General features: G+C 59.5%; 21 protein-coding genes. 6 read left to right on the forward strand and 15 right to left on the reverse strand.

Going from position 1 to position 17,489, the window contains the following annotated elements; translation table 11 throughout:
* The first annotated feature begins 14 nt into the window (after positions 1-14).
* Together Q0M35_RS01125 and Q0M35_RS01130 are read left to right on the forward strand one after the other, a co-directional pair.
* Positions 15-413 carry a (deoxy)nucleoside triphosphate pyrophosphohydrolase gene (locus tag Q0M35_RS01125; protein WP_295311337.1) on the forward strand — a complete coding sequence of 133 codons (399 nt, stop codon included), beginning with the start codon at positions 15-17 and terminating at the stop codon, positions 411-413.
* Between the two features lie 115 nt (positions 414-528).
* A complete protein-coding gene (locus tag Q0M35_RS01130) occupies positions 529-675 on the forward strand; it encodes a hypothetical protein (protein WP_295311339.1) in 147 nt (48 codons plus the stop codon).
* Between the two features lie 53 nt (positions 676-728).
* Here the strand turns inward: Q0M35_RS01130 and infB are convergent, their stop codons facing one another.
* From infB to pip, 6 genes are all read right to left on the reverse strand, one after another.
* Positions 729-3,206, reverse strand: coding sequence for a translation initiation factor IF-2 (gene infB, locus Q0M35_RS01135; protein ID WP_295311341.1), 2,478 nt, complete (start codon positions 3,204-3,206; stop codon positions 729-731).
* Positions 3,207-3,215: 9 nt separating this feature from the next.
* Positions 3,216-3,836 carry an RNA-binding protein gene (locus Q0M35_RS01140; protein ID WP_295311343.1) on the reverse strand — a complete coding sequence of 207 codons (621 nt, stop codon included), beginning with the start codon at positions 3,834-3,836 and terminating at the stop codon, positions 3,216-3,218.
* Positions 3,837-3,858: 22 nt separating this feature from the next.
* Complete coding sequence (gene nusA / locus Q0M35_RS01145; RefSeq protein ID WP_295311345.1) at positions 3,859-5,484, reverse strand: transcription termination factor NusA; 1,626 nt, start codon at positions 5,482-5,484, stop codon at positions 3,859-3,861.
* Positions 5,485-6,075, reverse strand: coding sequence for a ribosome maturation factor RimP (gene rimP, locus Q0M35_RS01150; RefSeq protein WP_295311347.1), 591 nt, complete (start codon positions 6,073-6,075; stop codon positions 5,485-5,487).
* Positions 6,076-6,219: 144 nt separating this feature from the next.
* Positions 6,220-7,116 carry an ABC transporter substrate-binding protein gene (locus Q0M35_RS01155; protein WP_295311349.1) on the reverse strand — a complete coding sequence of 299 codons (897 nt, stop codon included), beginning with the start codon at positions 7,114-7,116 and terminating at the stop codon, positions 6,220-6,222.
* Positions 7,113-8,084 carry a prolyl aminopeptidase gene (pip, locus tag Q0M35_RS01160; protein ID WP_295311351.1) on the reverse strand — a complete coding sequence of 324 codons (972 nt, stop codon included), beginning with the start codon at positions 8,082-8,084 and terminating at the stop codon, positions 7,113-7,115. Before pip ends, Q0M35_RS01155 begins: the two co-directional genes overlap by 4 nt.
* Positions 8,085-8,132: 48 nt before the next feature.
* Between pip and ubiG the strand changes: the two genes are divergently transcribed.
* Positions 8,133-8,879: a bifunctional 2-polyprenyl-6-hydroxyphenol methylase/3-demethylubiquinol 3-O-methyltransferase UbiG gene (ubiG, locus tag Q0M35_RS01165; RefSeq protein ID WP_295311353.1), complete on the forward strand. Its 747-nt coding sequence runs from the start codon at positions 8,133-8,135 to the stop codon at positions 8,877-8,879.
* Here the strand turns inward: ubiG and Q0M35_RS01170 are convergent.
* The 4 genes from Q0M35_RS01170 to Q0M35_RS01185 are packed head-to-tail and all read right to left on the reverse strand — an operon-like array spanning position 8,876 to position 11,191.
* Positions 8,876-9,319 carry a MarR family winged helix-turn-helix transcriptional regulator gene (locus tag Q0M35_RS01170; RefSeq protein WP_295311354.1) on the reverse strand — a complete coding sequence of 148 codons (444 nt, stop codon included), beginning with the start codon at positions 9,317-9,319 and terminating at the stop codon, positions 8,876-8,878. The genes ubiG and Q0M35_RS01170 overlap by 4 nt on opposite strands.
* Positions 9,316-10,149, reverse strand: coding sequence for a carbon-nitrogen hydrolase family protein (locus tag Q0M35_RS01175; protein WP_295311356.1), 834 nt, complete (start codon positions 10,147-10,149; stop codon positions 9,316-9,318). Before Q0M35_RS01175 ends, Q0M35_RS01170 begins: the two co-directional genes overlap by 4 nt.
* Positions 10,149-10,406, reverse strand: coding sequence for a glutaredoxin 3 (gene grxC, locus Q0M35_RS01180; RefSeq protein ID WP_295311358.1), 258 nt, complete (start codon positions 10,404-10,406; stop codon positions 10,149-10,151). The genes Q0M35_RS01175 and grxC overlap by 1 nt, the downstream gene beginning before the upstream one ends.
* Before the next feature lie 35 nt (positions 10,407-10,441).
* Positions 10,442-11,191, reverse strand: a complete 750-nt coding sequence (locus Q0M35_RS01185) for a ComF family protein (protein WP_295311360.1) — start codon at positions 11,189-11,191, stop codon at positions 10,442-10,444.
* Between Q0M35_RS01185 and Q0M35_RS01190 the strand changes: the two genes are divergently transcribed.
* Positions 11,190-12,008, forward strand: a complete 819-nt coding sequence (locus tag Q0M35_RS01190) for a methyltransferase domain-containing protein (protein ID WP_295311362.1) — start codon at positions 11,190-11,192, stop codon at positions 12,006-12,008. The two genes, Q0M35_RS01185 and Q0M35_RS01190, sit on opposite strands and share 2 nt — an antisense overlap.
* Before the next feature lie 56 nt (positions 12,009-12,064).
* Entirely contained in the window at positions 12,065-13,135 is a 1,071-nt protein-coding gene (gene hemH, locus Q0M35_RS01195; protein ID WP_295311364.1) for a ferrochelatase, read from the forward strand.
* Between the two features lie 88 nt (positions 13,136-13,223).
* Here hemH and Q0M35_RS01200 read toward each other — a convergent pair whose 3' ends face one another.
* Together Q0M35_RS01200 and Q0M35_RS01205 are read right to left on the reverse strand one after the other, a co-directional pair.
* Complete coding sequence (locus Q0M35_RS01200) at positions 13,224-13,397, reverse strand: hypothetical protein (protein WP_169638982.1); 174 nt, start codon at positions 13,395-13,397, stop codon at positions 13,224-13,226.
* Between the two features lie 140 nt (positions 13,398-13,537).
* Entirely contained in the window at positions 13,538-14,146 is a 609-nt protein-coding gene (locus tag Q0M35_RS01205) for a L,D-transpeptidase (protein WP_295311367.1), read from the reverse strand.
* Between the two features lie 159 nt (positions 14,147-14,305).
* Here Q0M35_RS01205 and Q0M35_RS01210 point away from each other — a divergent pair, with 159 nt between their 5' ends.
* A complete protein-coding gene (locus Q0M35_RS01210) occupies positions 14,306-14,854 on the forward strand; it encodes a CAP domain-containing protein (protein ID WP_295311369.1) in 549 nt (182 codons plus the stop codon).
* Positions 14,855-14,856: 2 nt separating this feature from the next.
* Here Q0M35_RS01210 and Q0M35_RS01215 read toward each other — a convergent pair whose 3' ends face one another.
* From Q0M35_RS01215 to Q0M35_RS01225, 3 genes are all read right to left on the reverse strand, one after another.
* Positions 14,857-15,354 carry a L,D-transpeptidase family protein gene (locus tag Q0M35_RS01215; protein WP_295311371.1) on the reverse strand — a complete coding sequence of 166 codons (498 nt, stop codon included), beginning with the start codon at positions 15,352-15,354 and terminating at the stop codon, positions 14,857-14,859.
* Positions 15,355-15,433: 79 nt separating this feature from the next.
* Complete coding sequence (locus Q0M35_RS01220; RefSeq protein WP_295311414.1) at positions 15,434-16,234, reverse strand: ion transporter; 801 nt, start codon at positions 16,232-16,234, stop codon at positions 15,434-15,436.
* A 20-nt stretch (positions 16,235-16,254) separates the two neighbouring features.
* Entirely contained in the window at positions 16,255-17,484 is a 1,230-nt protein-coding gene (locus Q0M35_RS01225; RefSeq protein ID WP_295311373.1) for a class I SAM-dependent RNA methyltransferase, read from the reverse strand.
* Positions 17,485-17,489 lie beyond the last annotated feature (5 nt).

Genomic DNA, 17,489 nt, shown 5'->3' on the forward strand with positions numbered 1-17,489 from the left:
CCGGAGACCCTGGCATGAAAACCGTACTGGTATCGGCCGTCGCGCTGATCGACATCGACGGGCGGGTGCTCATTGCACAGCGCCCCGAAGGCAAGGCCATGGCCGGGTTGTGGGAATTTCCGGGTGGCAAGGTTGAGCAGGGCGAGACACCTGAGATCGCGCTGATCCGGGAATTGCAGGAAGAGCTCGGGATCGATACCTGGGCGTCCTGCCTCGCGCCGCTGACCTTTGCCAGTCACAGCTATGAAAGCTTTCATCTGCTGATGCCGCTGTTTGCCTGCCGCAAATGGCAGGGCACCCCGATGTCGCGCGAAGGTCAGACCCTGAAATGGGTCCGCCCGCAGGAGATGAAGAATTATCCGATGCCAGCGGCGGATATACCGCTTATCCCGGTCTTGCGCGACTGGCTCTGATCGGCGGATTATTTCCGACGCGGAAAAAATGCTTCCTGTTCAGGCATTTTGTTTATGACATTTTCGTGAACACCCCCTAGGCTGACAGTGTCAGTATCCTGGGGAGGAGATAGACATGCTTCGCACCATTATTATGGGAAGCGCAATATCGGTTCAGGGCATCTACGTGCGTGAACTGCCGGACGGGAGGATCGTTGTGAGAGTGGACGATGACACTTTCACAGGCAGACCGGTCAAAGCGGCCGGACCGAAAGTCCACTAAAAAAGGGACCGCTCTGGCGGTCCCTTTTTTCTTGTCGGATCAGTGTACCCGGATCACGTGAGTGTCCGTGTCACCTCTTCGCGCTCGAAGATTTCGATCACGTCATCAGGCCGGATATCGTCATAGTTTTCAAAGGCCATGCCGCATTCCTGACCCGACTGCACTTCGGCAACCTCGTCCTTGAAACGCTTCAGCGTCTTCAGCGTGCCTTCGTGGATCACAACGTTGTCGCGCAGCAGACGCACACCGGCAGAGCGGCGCGCCACACCTTCGGTCACCAGACACCCTGCGACTTTGCCGACGCCGGTGACTTTGAAAACCTCTTTGATGGTCGCATACCCGATGAAGTTCTCGCGTATCTCTGCACTCAGCAGGCCGGAGGCCGCCGCTTTCACATCGTCCACGAGGTCATATATCACCGAATAATAGCGGATTTCGACGCCCTTCTGGTTGGCCGTGTTGCGCGCAGAGGCATTCGCCCGGACGTTAAAGCCCATAATCGGCGCGCCGGACGCTTCGGCCAGACCAACGTCGGTCTCGGTAATCGCGCCGACACCCGAGTGCAGCACGCGCACGCGCACCTCGTCGTTGCCGATCTTCTCCATCGCCTGGTTGATCGCCTCGGCAGATCCCTGCACGTCGGCTTTCACCAGAATGGGCAGCTCGGAAACGTTCTCGTCGGCCTTGGCATTCGCCATCAGCTGTTCAAGCGTGGTTGCTGCACCAGCCGCTGCGCGTTTGTCCTTGGCAGCATTCGCGCGGTATTCTGCGATCTCACGCGCCTGCGCCTCGGTGCCGGTGACGTTCAGCACGTCGCCCGCCTCGGGTGTACCGTTCAGGCCAAGCACCTCGACAGGAACCGATGGTCCGGCCTCTTTCACGCGTTCGCCTTTGTCATTGATCAGCGCACGGACCTTACCGTACTGCTCACCGACGACAAAAATATCGCCCTGACGCAGCGTGCCATTCTGAACCAGAACGGTCGCAACAGGCCCGCGGCCCACGTCCAGCTGCGCTTCGATCACCGCACCGACAGCAGCGCGGTTCGGGTTAGCCTTGAGCTCAAGGATTTCCGCCTGCAGCGCGATCGCCTCCAGCAGTTCGTCAAGACCCTGACCGGTGATGGCAGAGACTTCCACATCCTGCACGTCACCTGACATCTGCTCCACAATCACTTCGTGCTGCAGGAGGTCGGTGCGAACTTTGTTGGGGTCGGCCGCCGGACGGTCGATTTTGTTTATCGCCACGATCATCGGCACCTTGGCCGCTTTGGCGTGGTTGATGGCCTCAATGGTCTGCGGCATCACGGCGTCATCAGCCGCAACGACGAGGACCACGATATCTGTGACCTGAGCACCGCGCGAACGCATCGATGTAAAGGCCGCGTGGCCCGGTGTATCAAGGAAGCTCAGCAGCTGACCGCCTTCGGTTTTCACCTGATAGGCACCGATGTGCTGGGTGATCCCGCCTGCTTCGCCGGCAACAACCTTGGCGTTCCGGATCGCATCAAGCAGCGACGTTTTACCGTGGTCAACATGGCCCATGATGGTAATGACCGGCGGACGCGGCATCAGATCCTTGTCGTCGTCTTCGACCTCTTTGATCACGTCTTCGACGTCGGCATCAGAGACGCGCACGACCTTATGGCCAAACTCTTCGACAATCAGTTCTGCTGTATCAGCATCGATCGTCTGGTTCTGCGTGACCATCATACCGTTGTTCATCAGCGCTTTGACAACCTCACCAACCTTTTCGGTCATGCGGTTTGCCAGCTCGGAGACGACGATCGCCTCAGGCACCTGTACGTCGCGCACAACCTTTTCGCGCTCGACCTGGCCGCCCATGGCTTTCTGCCGCGCCCGCTCCTGCTTGCGCTTCATCGCGGCCATTGACCGCTGACGCCCGCCCTCGCCGCCCGAAAGCGCCTGGTTAAGGGTCAGCTTGCCGGAGCGGCGGTTGTCGTCGCCACCTTTGCCACGCTTGTTGGTGTCGCGTTCACGGTCCTGCTGTTTGCGCGGTGCGGCCTCGGGGGCCGCTTTCTCGCGCGCAGGACGCTGAATGACGGGCTCTTCGGCAGGGGCGGCAGCAGCTTTGGCAGCGGCTTCGGCTTCTTCCTGACGGCGCTTGTCCTCTTCGGCCTTGGCCTTGAGGCTTTCCTCGCGCTCGCGCTCTTCGCGCTCTTTTTCTTCCTGTTCGGCCCGGCGGCGATCACGTTCCTCGGCACGGGCCTTTTCTTCGGCTTCGCGCTCGGCGGCCTCACCGGCTTCACGCGCCTTGGCTGCCTGCACGGCCTTCAGCCGGCGTTCCATTTCCGCATCGGTAATTCCCGCGGGGCGTCTGGACGGATCGCCGCCCGCCGCACCCGATGTGCCAGTGGATTTGGTCGCACCGGCTTTGGGCACCACAACGCGTTTACGTTTGGTTTCAACCACGACGTTCTTGGTCCGTCCGTGGCTAAAGCTCTGCTTTACGTTGCCCGGACGCGCGGTGCCGCGCAGACCCAATGTTTTCTTGCCGTCAGTATCGCTCATGAAGCTCGTCTATCCTTTCGGATGGCCCTTGCCACCCTCGTTTTCGCGCACGCCTTTAAGTCTTTGGGCTTCCTCTACAACACGTTGCGTGAGTCCACCAGAGGCGAGCGCCCCATGTATCACAGTTTGGCGTCCGAATGCCAAACCCAATTCATCCGCCGTCAGCCAGCCGATGTAAGATCCGAAATGCGGCGTGCTCAGCTTGGACTTACCGCGTCCGGATCCGTCACTGGCCTGGATCAGCACTTCGGCTTCTTCCATCTGCAGCCAGCTTTTAACCTTTTCGTATCCCGCGACCGCCTTACCGGCCTTGCGTTGCAGCGACACAAGCTCGACCACCCGGTGCGCCAGTTGCCGTTCGACCTCGTTAACAAGGTCCTCCGGCACGCTGACCTGCTGCTTGAGGGCACGCGCAAAAAGCCCCTTTTTCGCGGCCTTCTCCAACTCAACGCGTGACGCGGAGACATAGATCCCGCGTCCGGGCAGTTTTCCCAGTATATCCGGCACCAGCAGACCGTCCGGCCCTGCCACAAAGCGGATCAGCCCGTATTTCGGCCGTACCTCGCCCGTGGCAATGCACTTGCGGTCAGGACCGTCTGTGCGGTCTTTTGAGGCGCCACCGCGACCCATCCGGAACCTCCGGGGTCTGAAATCAGACCCCGGTTTCCTCCGTCTCTTCGCCGGCATCTTCCGCATCTTCTGCGGCATCGGCTTCAAGATCGGCCGGGTCGACCCAGCCCAGCATCACACGTGCTGTCATAATCAGGTCCTGTGCTTCTTCCAGAGATACGTCGAAGGGCTCGAGCACCCCGTCGTCTTTCACGCGCTCGCCGTTTTCTGTCGTCCAGCCACCGGCCAGTTCCCAGTCGGCGCAGGTTGCGAAATCCTCGAGGGTTTTCACATCGTCCTTGGCCAGCGCTTCAATCATCTGGGGTGTGAGCCCCTCGAATTCAACCAGGCTGTCCTCAACGCCAAGGCTGCGGGCATTATCCAGTGCCGCCTTGTTGCGGGCTTCCAGTACGTCGCGGGCCCGGGCCTGCAACTCGTTGGCGGTGTCCTCATCCACCCCGTCAATGACCAGAAGCTCGTCCAGCTCGACGTATGCCACCTCTTCAAGGTTGGTGAAGCCTTCAGAAACAAGAAGTTGCGCAAAGAACTCGTCAAGATCCAGATTGTCGACAAAAAGCTTGGTGCGCAGTTCGAACTCGGCCTGACGACGCGCGCTTTCCTGCTCTTCGGTCATGATATCGATATCCAGCCCGGTAAGCTGGCTGGCCAGACGCACGTTCTGACCCCGACGGCCAATTGCAAGGCTCAGCTGTTCTTCGGGCACCACAACTTCGATCTTGCCGGCCTCCTCATCGAGAACCACCTTGCTGACTTCCGCAGGCTGCAGAGCGTTCACAAGGAACGTAGGCTGATCTTCATTCCACGGAATGATGTCGATTTTCTCACCCTGCAGTTCGTTGACCACCGCCTGAACCCGGCTGCCGCGCATACCAACGCAGGCCCCGACGGGATCGATGGAGTTGTCATAAGAGATCACCGCGATCTTGGCACGGCTGCCCGGGTCACGGGCCACAGCCTTGATCTCGATGATACCGTCATAGATTTCGGGTACTTCCATCTTAAACAGTTCGGCCATGAACTCAGGTGCCGTGCGGCTGAGGAAAATCTGCGGCCCGCGCTGCTCTCGGCGCACGTCTTTGATGTAGACGCGGATCCGGTCATTGGGGCGATAGCTCTCGCGACCGATCTTTTCGTTGCGGCGCAGAATGGCTTCACCCGCACCCACATCGACGATGACGTTGCCGTATTCCTCGCGCTTAACCAGACCGTTGATAATGGTGCCGGCGCGGTCTTTGAATTCCTCGTACTGACGGTCGCGCTCGGCTTCGCGCACTTTTTGCAGAATCACCTGCTTGGCGGATTGTGCCGCGATCCGGCCCATCTCGACGGGTGGTACCTCTTCAATGAATTCCTGACCCACTTCGGGGTTTTCCATATACTGCTTTGCCTGTTCGACGGTGAACTCGGCCTGATAGTTCTCGAGTTCATCATCCTCGACCACGGTGCGCACCCGGGTGAATGTCGCTCGACCGGTTTTGCGGTCGATGTGCACCCGGATGTCCATTTCGGCGCCGTAACGTGACTTGGCGGCGCGGGCGAGCGATTCTTCCATCGCTTCGACGACCAGCCCGGGGTCGATCATTTTTTCGCGCGCCACTGCCTCGGCGGTTTGCAAAAGCTCAAGCTGGTTTGCAGATGTAATAGCCATTTACTGGTCTCCCTCAGCGGACGTATCGGTCTCTGATTCGTCAGAGATTTCATCGAATTTGGTTTCGTCTATTGCACCCGACGCTTTGCGCTGGCGCAGCATTTCCCTGATCAGGTCATCGGTCAGGACGAGCTTGGCATCACTGAGCCAGTCGAACTTCAGCCCGATCGTGCCCTCAGCCACATTGATCAGCACCTCGTCCCCCTCGACACCGGCCAGCTCACCCTTAAAGCGGCGGCGGCCATCGATTGTCTCGGCGGTCTCGATCTTTGCCTCATAGCCTTCAAAGGCTTCGAAGTCCTTGATCCTTGTGAGCGGACGGTCGATGCCCGGGCTTGATACTTCAAGCGTATACTCATCGAGGATCGGATCCTCGACATCCAGCACGGCACTGACGGCCTGGCTGATCTCGGCACAGTCATCGACCTCAATCCCGCCGTCAGGTTTGTCGGCCATGATCTGCAGCGTCGTACTCTTGCCCGACATCAGCCGCACGCGCACCAGCTCAAACCCCATATCCTCGATGACGGGGGTGATGATCTCGGCCATCCGGCGGTCGATAGCTGCTTTGGCGATCAGGTCGTTTGACATGGTACTTTCAGGTTTTATCCGGGCACAAAAAAACGGGCGCGCGGCCCGTTACACTTTCCGGTGGTGCTTTCGGTTTGGACCCGGAAGCGCCGCTGTTGGCACTCATATAGACCCGTCGTAAAGCCGCTGCAACCCCTGATCGGTTCAGGCCATCCACCAGCGTTCTGCCGCGCGCAGATTGTCCAGCGGCCAGCGCCGCCCGATCTGTCCCGGCAGCGCGATGCAGTCATCAACCGCTGATGTCATAAAGTGCTCTTCGGGCAAAACGCGCAGCCCTTCGAGATCTCCCAGGCCGTCCACATGGGTCAGATCAGCGGCGTCCACCAGATGATCGCGCAAGGCTTCCGCCCGCACCGCGTCGGCGGTCAGCGACACGAGCTCAACACTGTCGAACCAGCCCGCGCGGCCGTCTTTGTAGTGGGTCCCGACACGGTGCGCGACCAGGTGCCGCCCGGCATCGAATTTGTGCAGCCGGTAAAGACCGGTTCCCACGCCTTCGGCAAATCCGGTATCAGGACCAAGCGGCAGAATCACCAGTTCCGGCGCGCTCAGCCGGAACGGCAGGTCCGGGTCGCCCTGCGCCAGTTTTATCACCAGACTGTGCGGGCCGGTTGCCTCAAGCCCTGTGACGTCAAACAGATGCGTCGACAGATGCGCGCCAAAGCTGGCCACAACATCCTGCGCCGTAAAGGCCGATCCGTTGTGAAATTCCGCGTCGCTGCGCAGATCAAATTCCCAGCGGGATCCTTCGGCATTGCTGCGCCAGCCAGTGGCAAGCTCGCCCCGCAGCGTGCCGTCGGCTGCCACCTCGGTCAGCGCATCAAAGACCAGACCCGCAGTCGCCACCTGCATAAACAGCCCGGGCTCCGCCGCGCGCCGCAGATCAAAACTGTCGCTGCGGGTGGCCCCCGACAGGGCCAGCCGCAGCCGTCCGCCGCGTTGTGGCGCGGGTTGCGCCGAAACACCCGAGGCCGCAAGCAGAGCCGCCGCCGCACCCGAGGCGAAAAGCGCCCGCCTGTCCATATGTGTCTGTCGCGTCATCGTCCTGCGATCCGGTCCATCGTGCGGACCAGTTCTGCACTGATCCCCGGCTCTGACAAGGCGTGACCGGCATTGCGCACCATTCTGAGCTCACAACTGTCCCAGGCCTCAGAGAGCGCCCATGCGCTGTCGGGCGGGCAGATCATATCATAACGGCCCTGCACAATGACGCCGGGGATGTGCGCAATCCGACCCACATGGGCGAGGATCTGACCGTCAAATTCCAGAAAACCGGCGTTGGCGAAGTAGTGATTCTCCAGCCGCGCAAAAGCGCGCGCATACTCGCCCGGGCTCTCGCCCGTACTGCCGGAGGAATAGATCGAGGCCAGCGCGTTTTCCCAGGCCGACCAGGCGCGGGCATACCGTGTCTCGATCGTCATATCGCCGGAAAACAGCCGTCGCCGGTAAGCCTCAATCAGATCATCACGCTCATCTTCGGGGATCAGGCCGGTGAACTTTGCCCAGACCTCGGGCCAGAATTTGCCGGCACCGCCCCCGTAAAACCAGTCGAGCTCGCGCTGCGTCATCAGGAAAACACCGCGCAGGACAAGCTGGCGCACGTGATCGGGATGCGCCTGCGCATAGATCAGCGCCAGCGTCGCCCCCCAGCTGCCTCCGAACACGATCCAGTCGTCGACCTCAAGCTCGCGCCGGATAAGCTCAATATCATCCACAAGATGCCAGGTCGTGTTATGCGTCACGCTGGCGTGGGGCCGCGACCGGCCACAGCCACGCTGATCAAACAGGATTACGCGGTAAACTTCAGGATCAAAATAACGCCGCATCGCCGGGCTGCAGCCACCGCCGGGCCCGCCATGAAGCACCACAACCGGCACACCGTCGGGGTTGCCGCACTGCTCCACATAAATCCGGTGACCCTGACCCACATCCAGCATCCGCTGATCGAACGGGTCGATCGGCGGATACAGATATTGCACTGCGCGCTTTTGGTCGCTGAATTTATCCATTACCCGCCTATATACTATCAAATCGCAGATGATCATATGGAGAGTGGAATGCAAGCGCCTCAATCGACCGTCGACGCCGGAGAAATTGCGAAATTTGAGGCGATGGCGGCGGAATGGTGGGATGAGAACGGTAAATTCAAACCGCTTCACATGCTCAATCCCTGCCGTCTGGACTATATCACGCAGCAGATCGCCGGCGAATTTGACCGCGATCTGAAGACGGCGAAACCCTTTGCCGGTCTGCGCATCCTTGATATCGGCTGCGGGGGCGGGCTGCTGGCAGAACCGATGGCGCGGCTGGGCGCGGATGTGGTTGGCGCAGATGCCGCTGAGCGCAACATCCCCGTGGCGCAGATTCACGCAGAACAGTCCGGATTAGAGATCGATTACCGTCACACCACAGCCGAGGCGATGGCCGACGCCGGTGAGCAGTTCGACGTGGTGCTGAACATGGAAGTGGTCGAACACGTGGCCTCGCCTGTTGATTACCTGACCGCCTGCCGGCAGCTGCTGAAACCGGGCGGGCTGCACCTGTGCTCGACACTGAACCGGAATGCGAAATCTTATGTCATGGCAATCATCGGTGCCGAGCACGTGATGCGCTGGCTGCCCAAAGGAACCCATGAGTGGTCAAAGTTCATCACACCTGATGAGCTTTATGCCCTGATGCGGGATGCGGGCCTTGAGCCGGTGGACCGCAAGGGGTTTGTATTCAATCCGGTGACCTGGTCCTGGAAACTGTCGGATCGTGATCTGAGCGTGAACTATGTCACCGCGAGCCTGAAGCCCGCCTAAGGGCTGTCGCCAAGCTGCCGGCGCAATTCGCGCAGCAGCGGGAGGGCTTCGCGCACCTGTTTATCACCAAGTTTTTCCACGACCTGGTTGATCACCGGCGTGATCGAGCCCACTGCCTGATCGCGCGCCTGTCGTCCTGCGGTGCTGATCGCGACCAGCTTGCGGCGCGCATCGTCCCAGTCGGGGCGAATATGAACATAACCCGCCCATTCCAGCTTGCTCAGCGTGTTGGTCATTGCCCCCCGGGTGACATGAAAAGTCTCGGCAAGCTGCGCCGGTGTGCGCTCTTCAGAATGTCCGGCAAGATGATTGAGCACCGAGAAATGCGAGATCTCCATGCCCTTGGGCAACACCTTGCTGAGCCGCGCCCGCACCATCTGATCGGCCGCCAGAATTTCACTGAACAGTGATATGGTCAGAGCGTTGCGTTCGTCGTTCATCCCGGTCCGTTAAATGTTCTGGCGTTCGTCAGTGCCGGCACTTTGCGCCGCGCCTCCTCAACTAATCCCATATCAAGGTCGGTTATGTAAACGCCGGGATCAGTCCCTGCGTCAATCTGAACCTCGCCCCAGGGGGTCACAACCAGCGAATGACCATAGGTTTTCCGGGTCTTATGGGCAGCACTCGCATGCTCGCCGGTTGTGGCAGGGGCCAGTACATAGCACCCCGTTTCAATCGCGCGCGCCCGCAGCAAAGCATGCCAGTGCGCGTCGCCTGTCACCGGCGAAAAGGCGGCCGGCACCGTCAGGATCTGCGCCCCGTGGCGGGCAAGTGCGTTGTGCAGCAAAGGGAACCGCACGTCATAACAGACGGTCATTCCTACTTTGCCGAAATCCGTCTGCGCGACCACAGCCTGTCCGCCCGGGCGATACCCTTCGGATTCGCGCCAGGTCTCTTCGGGCGTGACCTGCACGTCGAACATGTGGATTTTGTCATAGCGCGCAACGATCTCACCCGCCGGGCTGATCATGAACGACCGGTTGGCGAACCGCCCGTCGTCATCCGTGGTTTTCAGTGCCAGAGAGCCGATCAGCAACCAGATTTCATGCTCTTTCGCCGCGGCCCGCAGTGCTTTGAGCGTGATGTCGTCGTCTTCATGCTGCAGCACATTGCGCTGATGCGACCGGCTGGTGGAGATGCAGTTGGTAACCTCGGGCGTCAGCACGAACGTCGCGCCCGCTGTCGCAGCCTCTTTCACATAGTCCAGCGTGATCCCGAGGTTGGTCACCGGGTCATCTGAGACGTTCAGCTGAATAAGCGCGGCTTTCATCACGCAGCCAGAAGGCTGTCGAGTTTGCCGGAGCGCTCAAGTTCATAGAGATCGTCACAGCCGCCCACGTGATCATCGCCCACAAAGATCTGCGGCACGGTCCGGCTGCCGTTTGCACGCTTTATCATTTCGGGCTTGCGGTCCGGACTGGCCAGCACATCGAATTCAGTAAAGTCGATACCTTTCTGGCTCAGCAGGCGTTTGGCGGCGTGGCAGAAACCACAAAGCGGCGAGGTGTAGATTTCAACGGTTTTCATATGTCCTGTCCTTTGGCATGGCGCTGGACAGGAACTTAGGTATCCTTTGCCACCCGTGCCAGTACCACCACGTATACCGGCCCTGACCCTGCCGCAATACAGGCATCAGCCGCCGAAGCCAGCGTGGCCCCTGTGGTCAGAACATCATCGACGATCAGAACCGGCCGTCCGATGATACGGTGCCGCCGCCGTGGATGAACCTTGATGGCCCCTTTGACCGAGCTGAACCGAAGCTCCCGGGTCTTGTCCCCCATGCTTTCCGTACGTTGATGCCGGATGAGCAGATCAGGACAGACCGGCAGGCCCGCATGACGCGACAGCGCCTGTGCCAGAAGGCCGGCCTGGTTGTAGCGGCGCTTGAGAAGACGGGTCCAGTGCAGCGGAACAGGCGCCACCAGAAGGTTCTCTTTCGGCAGATCAGCGATGGCCCGGCTCATCCAAAGAGCCGCGGGCCCCGCGATCTCCTGCCTGTCTCCGTGTTTTAACGCCAGCACGATACGCCGCCCGACATCGCGATAGACCAGCGCTGCACGACCACGCGACCACGGGCGCTCCACGCGCATACATTCATCACATTTCAGTGTGTCCTCGCTGTCCTCCCCCGGCAGCGGCGTGCCGCAGGTGTCGCAGATCGCACCACCAATGAATCCGGTGTCCCGCCAGCAGCTGCCACAAAGCCCGAACTCACCATCCACCCGGTCGCCGCAGCTCAGACAGCGAGCCGGGAAAATCGTCTGCACCGCGGTTTGTAAACTAAGCTGTGCCACCCTATATCTCTCCGCCATGACCGCACCAAAAATACTGACTGACACCAGAGCGTTGCAGATGCACCGCGCACGGGCGCGCACCAGAGATCTGTTCTTGCAGGTTCAGGCAGCAGACGAAATTCAGGATCGCCTGGAAATGGTTAACAGGGCGTTTACCAGGATTGCTGTGGTGACGCCCTTCGCCGGGATCTGGCGGGAACGGCTGCCGGAGGCGACCATCTGCGCCGACGGTGAAACACTGCCCTTGGATGAGAAAGCCTTTGATCTGGTTATACATTCGATGTCGCTGCACTGGGCCAATGACCCGGTCGGACAACTTATTCAGTGCCGCCGTGCCTTGCGCCCGGACGGGATGCTGATAGCAGCGGCACTGGGCGGTCAGACCCTCGATGAGCTGCGCCGCTGCCTCAGCGAGGCGGAAATTGCGCTGACCGGTGGTCTGTCGCCGCGAATCGCACCGATGGGAGAAATCCGCGATCTCGGCGCACTGCTGCAGCGCGCAGGGCTTGCCCTGCCGGTGGCCGACAGCCTGCCGCTGACTGCCGAATACCGCGACGCCCGGCATCTGATGCACGATCTGCGGGCTATGGGCGAGACCAGCGCGCTTGCCGCCCGGCCGCGCAAAACAGCACCCCGCGCGCTCTTTGACCGGACGGCAGATCTCTACCGGCACCACTTTGCCACCCCCGCCGCAAAGGTTACCGCGACCTTTGAGATGGTCTTTCTGACCGGCTGGGCACCTGACGACAGCCAGCAGAAGCCACTGCGCCCCGGCTCTGCAAAAGAGCGGCTGGCGGATGCCTTGCGTGTGCCGGAAACCCGTTTGCCTGATTGACCCTCGCTGAAAACCGTCTATCTCAGCGGGATATCGCGAATACTGAGGTCATTAATATGTTGGACAGCAGCTCCACAGCACCGGTGATGGTGCGCCCTGCAAACGCGGCGGCAGATCATCCCGAAGTCGCCCGGCCAAGAACGGGTATCCTGCTTGCCAACCTCGGCACGCCGGACAATTACGATTACTGGTCAATGCGCCGCTATCTTAACGAGTTTCTGTCGGACCGCCGGGTGATCGATTACAGCCCCTGGATCTGGCAGCCGCTGCTTCAGCTGATCATCCTCAGCAAACGTCCGTTTTCCAGCGGTGCCGCATATAAATCGATCTGGAACGAGGCAGAGGGGGAAAGCCCTCTGATGACGATCACCAAGGCACAAACAGCCCGTGTCGCACAGACCATGAAAGAGCGGTACGGCGACGAGGTGATGGTCGATTTCTGCATGCGTTACGGCAACCCCTCGACCCGGTCAAAAGTGGCAGAGATGACAGCGGCAGGTTGCCGTAAGATTTTGTTTTTCCCGCTTTATCCTCATTATGCCGGTGCCACGTCAGCCACCGCAAATGACGAGTTTTTCCGCGCGCTGACCTATGAAAAATGGCAACCCGTGACGCGAACCGTTGAGCCCTATTTTGACCGGCCCGACTATATTGAGGCGCTCGCGCAATCTATTGAAACCGCCTATGCCGGGCTCGATAAAAAGCCCGATATTCTCGTGTGTTCCTATCACGGTGTGCCGATCCGCTATCTGATGGAGGGTGATCCCTATCATTGCCAGTGTCAGAAAACGACACGGCTGCTGAAAGAGCGCCTGGGCTGGGAGGACACCGAGATCACCACGACGTTCCAGTCAAAGTTCGGCCCCGAAGAGTGGCTGCAGCCCTATACCGTCGAGGAAGTTGCGCGCCTCGCAGAAGCCGGCAAAAAGAACATCGCCGTCTGCGCGCCCGCCTTTTCCGCGGACTGCATCGAAACGCTTGAAGAGATTAACGAAGAGATCAAGGAAAGCTTTGAAGAGGCGGGCGGTGAGCATTTCACCTATATTCCCTGCCTGAACGACAATGACGCGCATATCGAGGCACTGTCGAATGTGATCAGCGATAATCTGAAAGGCTGGATCGGTTGATTCGATCCGGGCTGGTCAGTTTCTGATCACCGGACGTAAAAAAGGCGGCACATCAGCGCCGCCTTTTTAATGTGCGTCGCTGTAAAGATTACAGCGCAGCAGCAACGATCGCGAGAAGAATGATCGGCAGCAGGATACCTACAGACGAACCGTTTGCTTCTTCTACGACGACAGGTGCTTCAACGACGGGCTCTTCAAGCGAACCTGCAAAAGCTGTCGATGCTGCGGCTGTCAGTGCAGCTGCGAGAACGAGTTTTTTCATATCATAACCTCCAGAAAAGGCGTGCTTCGCACCGCGATAGCACGCGCCCAAGACTTACCTCGTGCTTCTTTTCTAAACAGCATAGCATCACGTTTGCAAACCGGATTCGGATTTTATCACGCAAAATCGGCACCATGTCGTCAAATTAGCAACACCTGTGTACCGACCCGTGCATAGCTGAAAAGTTCGGAGATATGTTCGTTGTACAGACCGATGCAGCCATTTGACGACTGACGCCCGATTTTGCGTGTGTCGTGGGTGCCGTGGATCCGGTAGTAGGTCCAGCTGAGATAAAGCGCGTGCGTACCCAGCGGGTTGTCCGGACCGGGGCCGATATATTCCGGCCATTCGGGGTTACGCTCCAGCATGGAGGGCGTCGGACGCCAGCTGGGCCCTTCGACTTTGCGGGTCACCTTGGTGCGTCCGCGACGGGTCAGCTCCTCGGAAAGCGGCACGCTGGACGGATAAAGCTTATAAAGTCCGCCCTCTTCCCAGTAATGCAGGGCCCGGCTGTCGATATCGACAAGAATCGCCCCGTTGTTGAGGTTGGAAAAATACGGCTGCCAGTCGAGCGTCCTGAAGCTCGACACATTGCGGCGCACGGTTTCTGTCAGATCACGCTCGCCAACTGTTGTGGTCGTTGAGTTTACAGACCCCGTATCCTGGGCGATCGCTGGGGTTGCAAGCATCGCCGCAGACCCGGCCAGAAAAGACCGGCGGCTTTGATGAAACGTCTTTTTATCAGACATGGGATGCCTCCAGGCAAAATAACATTCAGAGGCAACAATATTGCGTAAGAGCATCAGTCGCAAATCAAAGAGATGTCATCAGGCGGCAATACGCTAAAGTGAGTTTGAATTACCACGCACGCCAGGCTATGTGCTGCAACGGCTTAGCAGGAGTGTGCCATGATCCGCCTTACATCGATTCTACTGGTACTCAGTACCCTGCTTGTCGCCTGTGGCGCGCCAACCCCAAACCGTCTGGGATCAGACGGCAAACCATTGCCGCAGCTTTACCGGATCAAGAACTCCGACACGTCCAAGATACAATTCCGGATCCTCGATGCTGTAAATGCGCTGAGGGCCGCGTCATCGCGCCCGGCAGTAGAGCTTGATGCACAGCTGAATGCCGCAGCAGCGACCCATTCACGCGACATGTCCAATCAGAACCGGCCCTGGCATTTCGGATCGGACGGATCCTCTCCGATCGACCGGATCCGGCGCGTGGGCTTTCCCGGTGACCTCGTCGGAGAGACCATCTCAGAGACTTATGAGACAGAGCTCGAGACCCTTGCCGCCTGGATGGATCAGGAAGACACACGCCGGGTGATCCTGTCGCCGCGCGCCAATAAAATGGGGTTTGCCTGGTTTCAGGAATCCAACGGTAAAATCTGGTGGACCCTGATCATGGGTGCCGATGTCTTCGCCCCACAGGTCTCGCGCAACGCGTTCTGATCTCAGGCGCTCAGAACAATCAGCGTTTCATCCGCGACCATGGCATAGATCTCTTCGATCTCGTCATTGGTCACGGCGATGCAGCCCCATGTCCAGTCTTTTCCGTCAGGTTTGCGGGGATGCCGCTGTCCGTGGATGAAGATATCACCACCGGGTGATTTGTTCATTGCGCGGGCAACTTCCACGTCTTTGACATTAGGATATGAGATCCCCAGCGACAGGTGGAAATCGCTGTTCGGGTTGCGCCGGTCGATCCGGTATGTGCCCTCCGGCGTTTTGCCGTCGCCCTCAAACTGCTTGTGGCCCTGAGGGGCAAAACCAAGGTTGATATCGTAACTGCTGAGCGCGGTATCGTGATGCAGAAGATGCATCCGTCGCGCGCTCTTGTTCACGTAAACCATGGTGACTTCCGGTCCTGTGTACCGGCGGAATTTCGAGTCGGCACAAGCCCCGAGCGAAAATGTCGCTACGGTGCCGAGTAACATATCTCTGCGACGCATTTTTCTGCTGTCCCGTTTTTTGCCTTTGCGGCGTACTGCTCTCGATAGTTTGTTCTTAACCAATACCATGAGAAAACGGTTAATCAAACTTCACTTTTTCGTCAGCCCTGGAGTTTTTTTCCAGTCTTTCCTCAATCGCGATCAGCCGGTGCAGCACTTCATCGCGATAGGCATCGGTGACCGCCCCCGCTTCTTCGTGGTGCGCATCCTGCATGGAATTGACGATCAGACCGACCAGCAGGTTCACCACCGCAAAAGTCGTGACCATGATAAAGGGCACGAAAAACGCCCAGGCATAGGGGTAAACCTCCATCACCGGGCGCACGATGCCCATCGACCAGCTCTCAAGCGTCATGATCTGGAAAAGCGTGTATCCGCTCTGTGGCAGCGAGCCGAACCAGTCGGGAAAACTTGATCCGAAGAGTTTGGTAGCCATCACCGCGCCGATGTAGAAAATAATCGCCATGAGCAGAAAAACGCTCCCCATGCCGGGCAGGGCCGTAATAAAACCCTCGACCACCCGGCGCAGCCGCGGGGCCACTGAAATCACGCGCAGCACCCGCAGGATCCGCAGCGCGCGCAGCACCGACAGCCCCTGAGACGCAGGTGCCAGAGCCGCCCCCACGATCAGCAGATCAAAAACATTCCAGCCGCTTTTGAAAAACCGCCACCCACGGGCAATGATTTTCAAAGCGATTTCTATGACAAAGAACGCAAGGCACGCCTGGTCCAGCGCCAGGATCAGCGGCCCGGCCTCGGCCATCAGCGCCTTTGACGTCTCCATTCCCAGCACCACGGCATTGATCAGAATGACCGCAACGACGAGATTGGTGACCCAGGTCTGGCTCAGCCAGTCGTCCAGTCGTTGCCGGAAATTCATCATAGTCTCCCTACCTGAGATCAGCCCTGCATATGGGGGGCCGTGAAGCTGCCCACAAGCTCAACATGGCTCGACCAGCGGAACTGATCGACGACCTGCACCCAGTCGGCTGACCAGCCCGCCCCGACCAGCACCGCCGCATCGCGCGCAAACGTCACCGGGTTGCAGGAGACATAAGCAATTTTTGTGACATCTGACTTAATCAGCTCGGCAATCTGTGCTTCGGCCCCGGCGCGCGGCGGATCAAGCACAACCGCTCCGGTTTTGCGCAACTCATCGGGCATCAGCGGGCGGCGAAAGAGATCACGTGCCTCTGTTGTGATGGTTTTCAGCCCCTTTGCATGCCGCCAGCCGGCATCAAGAGAGGCAAGCATGGCAGCCTCGCCCTCGACAGCATGGACTTCGGCATGCGCAGCAAGCGGCAGCGAAAAAGTCCCGCAGCCGGCAAAAAGATCGATGACCCGACGGGCTCCTGCTGTGACTTCCAGCACAGCATCCGTCAGCACCTGCTGTCCGTGCAGAGTGGCCTGAAGAAAAGCGCCCGGCGGCGGGGACACCTGTGCCGCACCGATGCTGTGCACGGGGGGTTCGCGCATCGCGACCACCTCATCCTCCCATGTGAGCCGTGCAAGCTTCATGCTCTCACAGATTGCGGCCAGTTGCTGGCGCAGGGGACCGTCGAGCGGTTTGCCATGGCTCACCGCGACATCGAGGCCGTTTTCCGCCCCTGTCACCATCACTGACAATGCCGTCTTCCGGCTGGCACCCACCAGCGCCAGCGCCTCTGCAACGGCGCGCCCGGCAAGCACGTCCGGTTCCAGCAAAAGACACCCGGGTATTTCGATAATCGTATCCGACGCGCGCCCGTGAAAGCCTGCCATGGCACCCTTTTTCGTCCGGCGCGCGGCAAATCCCGCGCGGCGTCGCGTGCCCGCAGGAGAAGTTACGACCGGGCGCAGAACAGTCTCTGTTCCGTGGGCTTTCAGCGCATTGCGCACCACATCGGTTTTCCAGGCCGCGACAAAATCATCGTCAGCATGTTGCAGCTGACAGCCACCGCAGGACCTGAAATGCGGACAGGGTGCCGCGACCCGCCGGTCCGAGGGCGTAATGATTTTCACATCTCGCGCACGCCCGTCGATGACCTCTGCCTCGACCTCTTCGCCCGGCAGCGTCAGCGGGATGAAGACCGGCCCCTCGGCCACGCCATCGCCCTGCAGCCCCAGCCGCGAAATTCTGTACCCGGTCATATTTC

The sequence above is a fragment of the Roseobacter sp. genome (assembly GCF_024639605.1).
GTDB lineage: Bacteria > Pseudomonadota > Alphaproteobacteria > Rhodobacterales > Rhodobacteraceae > Roseobacter.

Excerpts from the sequence above, each read along its gene's own strand:
- Q0M35_RS01125 (WP_295311337.1), top strand. The coding sequence starts at position 15 with ATGAAAACCGTACTGGTATCGGCCGTCGCGCTGATCGACATCGACGGG.
- Q0M35_RS01130 (WP_295311339.1), top strand. The coding sequence starts at position 529 with ATGCTTCGCACCATTATTATGGGAAGCGCAATATCGGTTCAGGGCATC.
- infB (WP_295311341.1), bottom strand. The coding sequence starts at position 3,206 with ATGAGCGATACTGACGGCAAGAAAACATTGGGTCTGCGCGGCACCGCG.
- Q0M35_RS01140 (WP_295311343.1), bottom strand. The coding sequence starts at position 3,836 with ATGGGTCGCGGTGGCGCCTCAAAAGACCGCACAGACGGTCCTGACCGC.
- nusA (WP_295311345.1), bottom strand. The coding sequence starts at position 5,484 with ATGGCTATTACATCTGCAAACCAGCTTGAGCTTTTGCAAACCGCCGAG.
- rimP (WP_295311347.1), bottom strand. The coding sequence starts at position 6,075 with ATGTCAAACGACCTGATCGCCAAAGCAGCTATCGACCGCCGGATGGCC.
- Q0M35_RS01155 (WP_295311349.1), bottom strand. The coding sequence starts at position 7,116 with ATGACGCGACAGACACATATGGACAGGCGGGCGCTTTTCGCCTCGGGT.
- pip (WP_295311351.1), bottom strand. The coding sequence starts at position 8,084 with ATGGATAAATTCAGCGACCAAAAGCGCGCAGTGCAATATCTGTATCCG.
- ubiG (WP_295311353.1), top strand. The coding sequence starts at position 8,133 with ATGCAAGCGCCTCAATCGACCGTCGACGCCGGAGAAATTGCGAAATTT.
- Q0M35_RS01170 (WP_295311354.1), bottom strand. The coding sequence starts at position 9,319 with ATGAACGACGAACGCAACGCTCTGACCATATCACTGTTCAGTGAAATT.
- Q0M35_RS01175 (WP_295311356.1), bottom strand. The coding sequence starts at position 10,149 with ATGAAAGCCGCGCTTATTCAGCTGAACGTCTCAGATGACCCGGTGACC.
- grxC (WP_295311358.1), bottom strand. The coding sequence starts at position 10,406 with ATGAAAACCGTTGAAATCTACACCTCGCCGCTTTGTGGTTTCTGCCAC.
- Q0M35_RS01190 (WP_295311362.1), top strand. The coding sequence starts at position 11,190 with ATGACCGCACCAAAAATACTGACTGACACCAGAGCGTTGCAGATGCAC.
- Q0M35_RS01185 (WP_295311360.1), bottom strand. The coding sequence starts at position 11,191 with ATGGCGGAGAGATATAGGGTGGCACAGCTTAGTTTACAAACCGCGGTG.
- hemH (WP_295311364.1), top strand. The coding sequence starts at position 12,065 with ATGTTGGACAGCAGCTCCACAGCACCGGTGATGGTGCGCCCTGCAAAC.
- Q0M35_RS01200 (WP_169638982.1), bottom strand. The coding sequence starts at position 13,397 with ATGAAAAAACTCGTTCTCGCAGCTGCACTGACAGCCGCAGCATCGACA.
- Q0M35_RS01205 (WP_295311367.1), bottom strand. The coding sequence starts at position 14,146 with ATGTCTGATAAAAAGACGTTTCATCAAAGCCGCCGGTCTTTTCTGGCC.
- Q0M35_RS01210 (WP_295311369.1), top strand. The coding sequence starts at position 14,306 with ATGATCCGCCTTACATCGATTCTACTGGTACTCAGTACCCTGCTTGTC.
- Q0M35_RS01215 (WP_295311371.1), bottom strand. The coding sequence starts at position 15,354 with ATGCGTCGCAGAGATATGTTACTCGGCACCGTAGCGACATTTTCGCTC.
- Q0M35_RS01220 (WP_295311414.1), bottom strand. The coding sequence starts at position 16,234 with ATGAATTTCCGGCAACGACTGGACGACTGGCTGAGCCAGACCTGGGTC.
- Q0M35_RS01225 (WP_295311373.1), bottom strand. The coding sequence starts at position 17,484 with ATGACCGGGTACAGAATTTCGCGGCTGGGGCTGCAGGGCGATGGCGTG.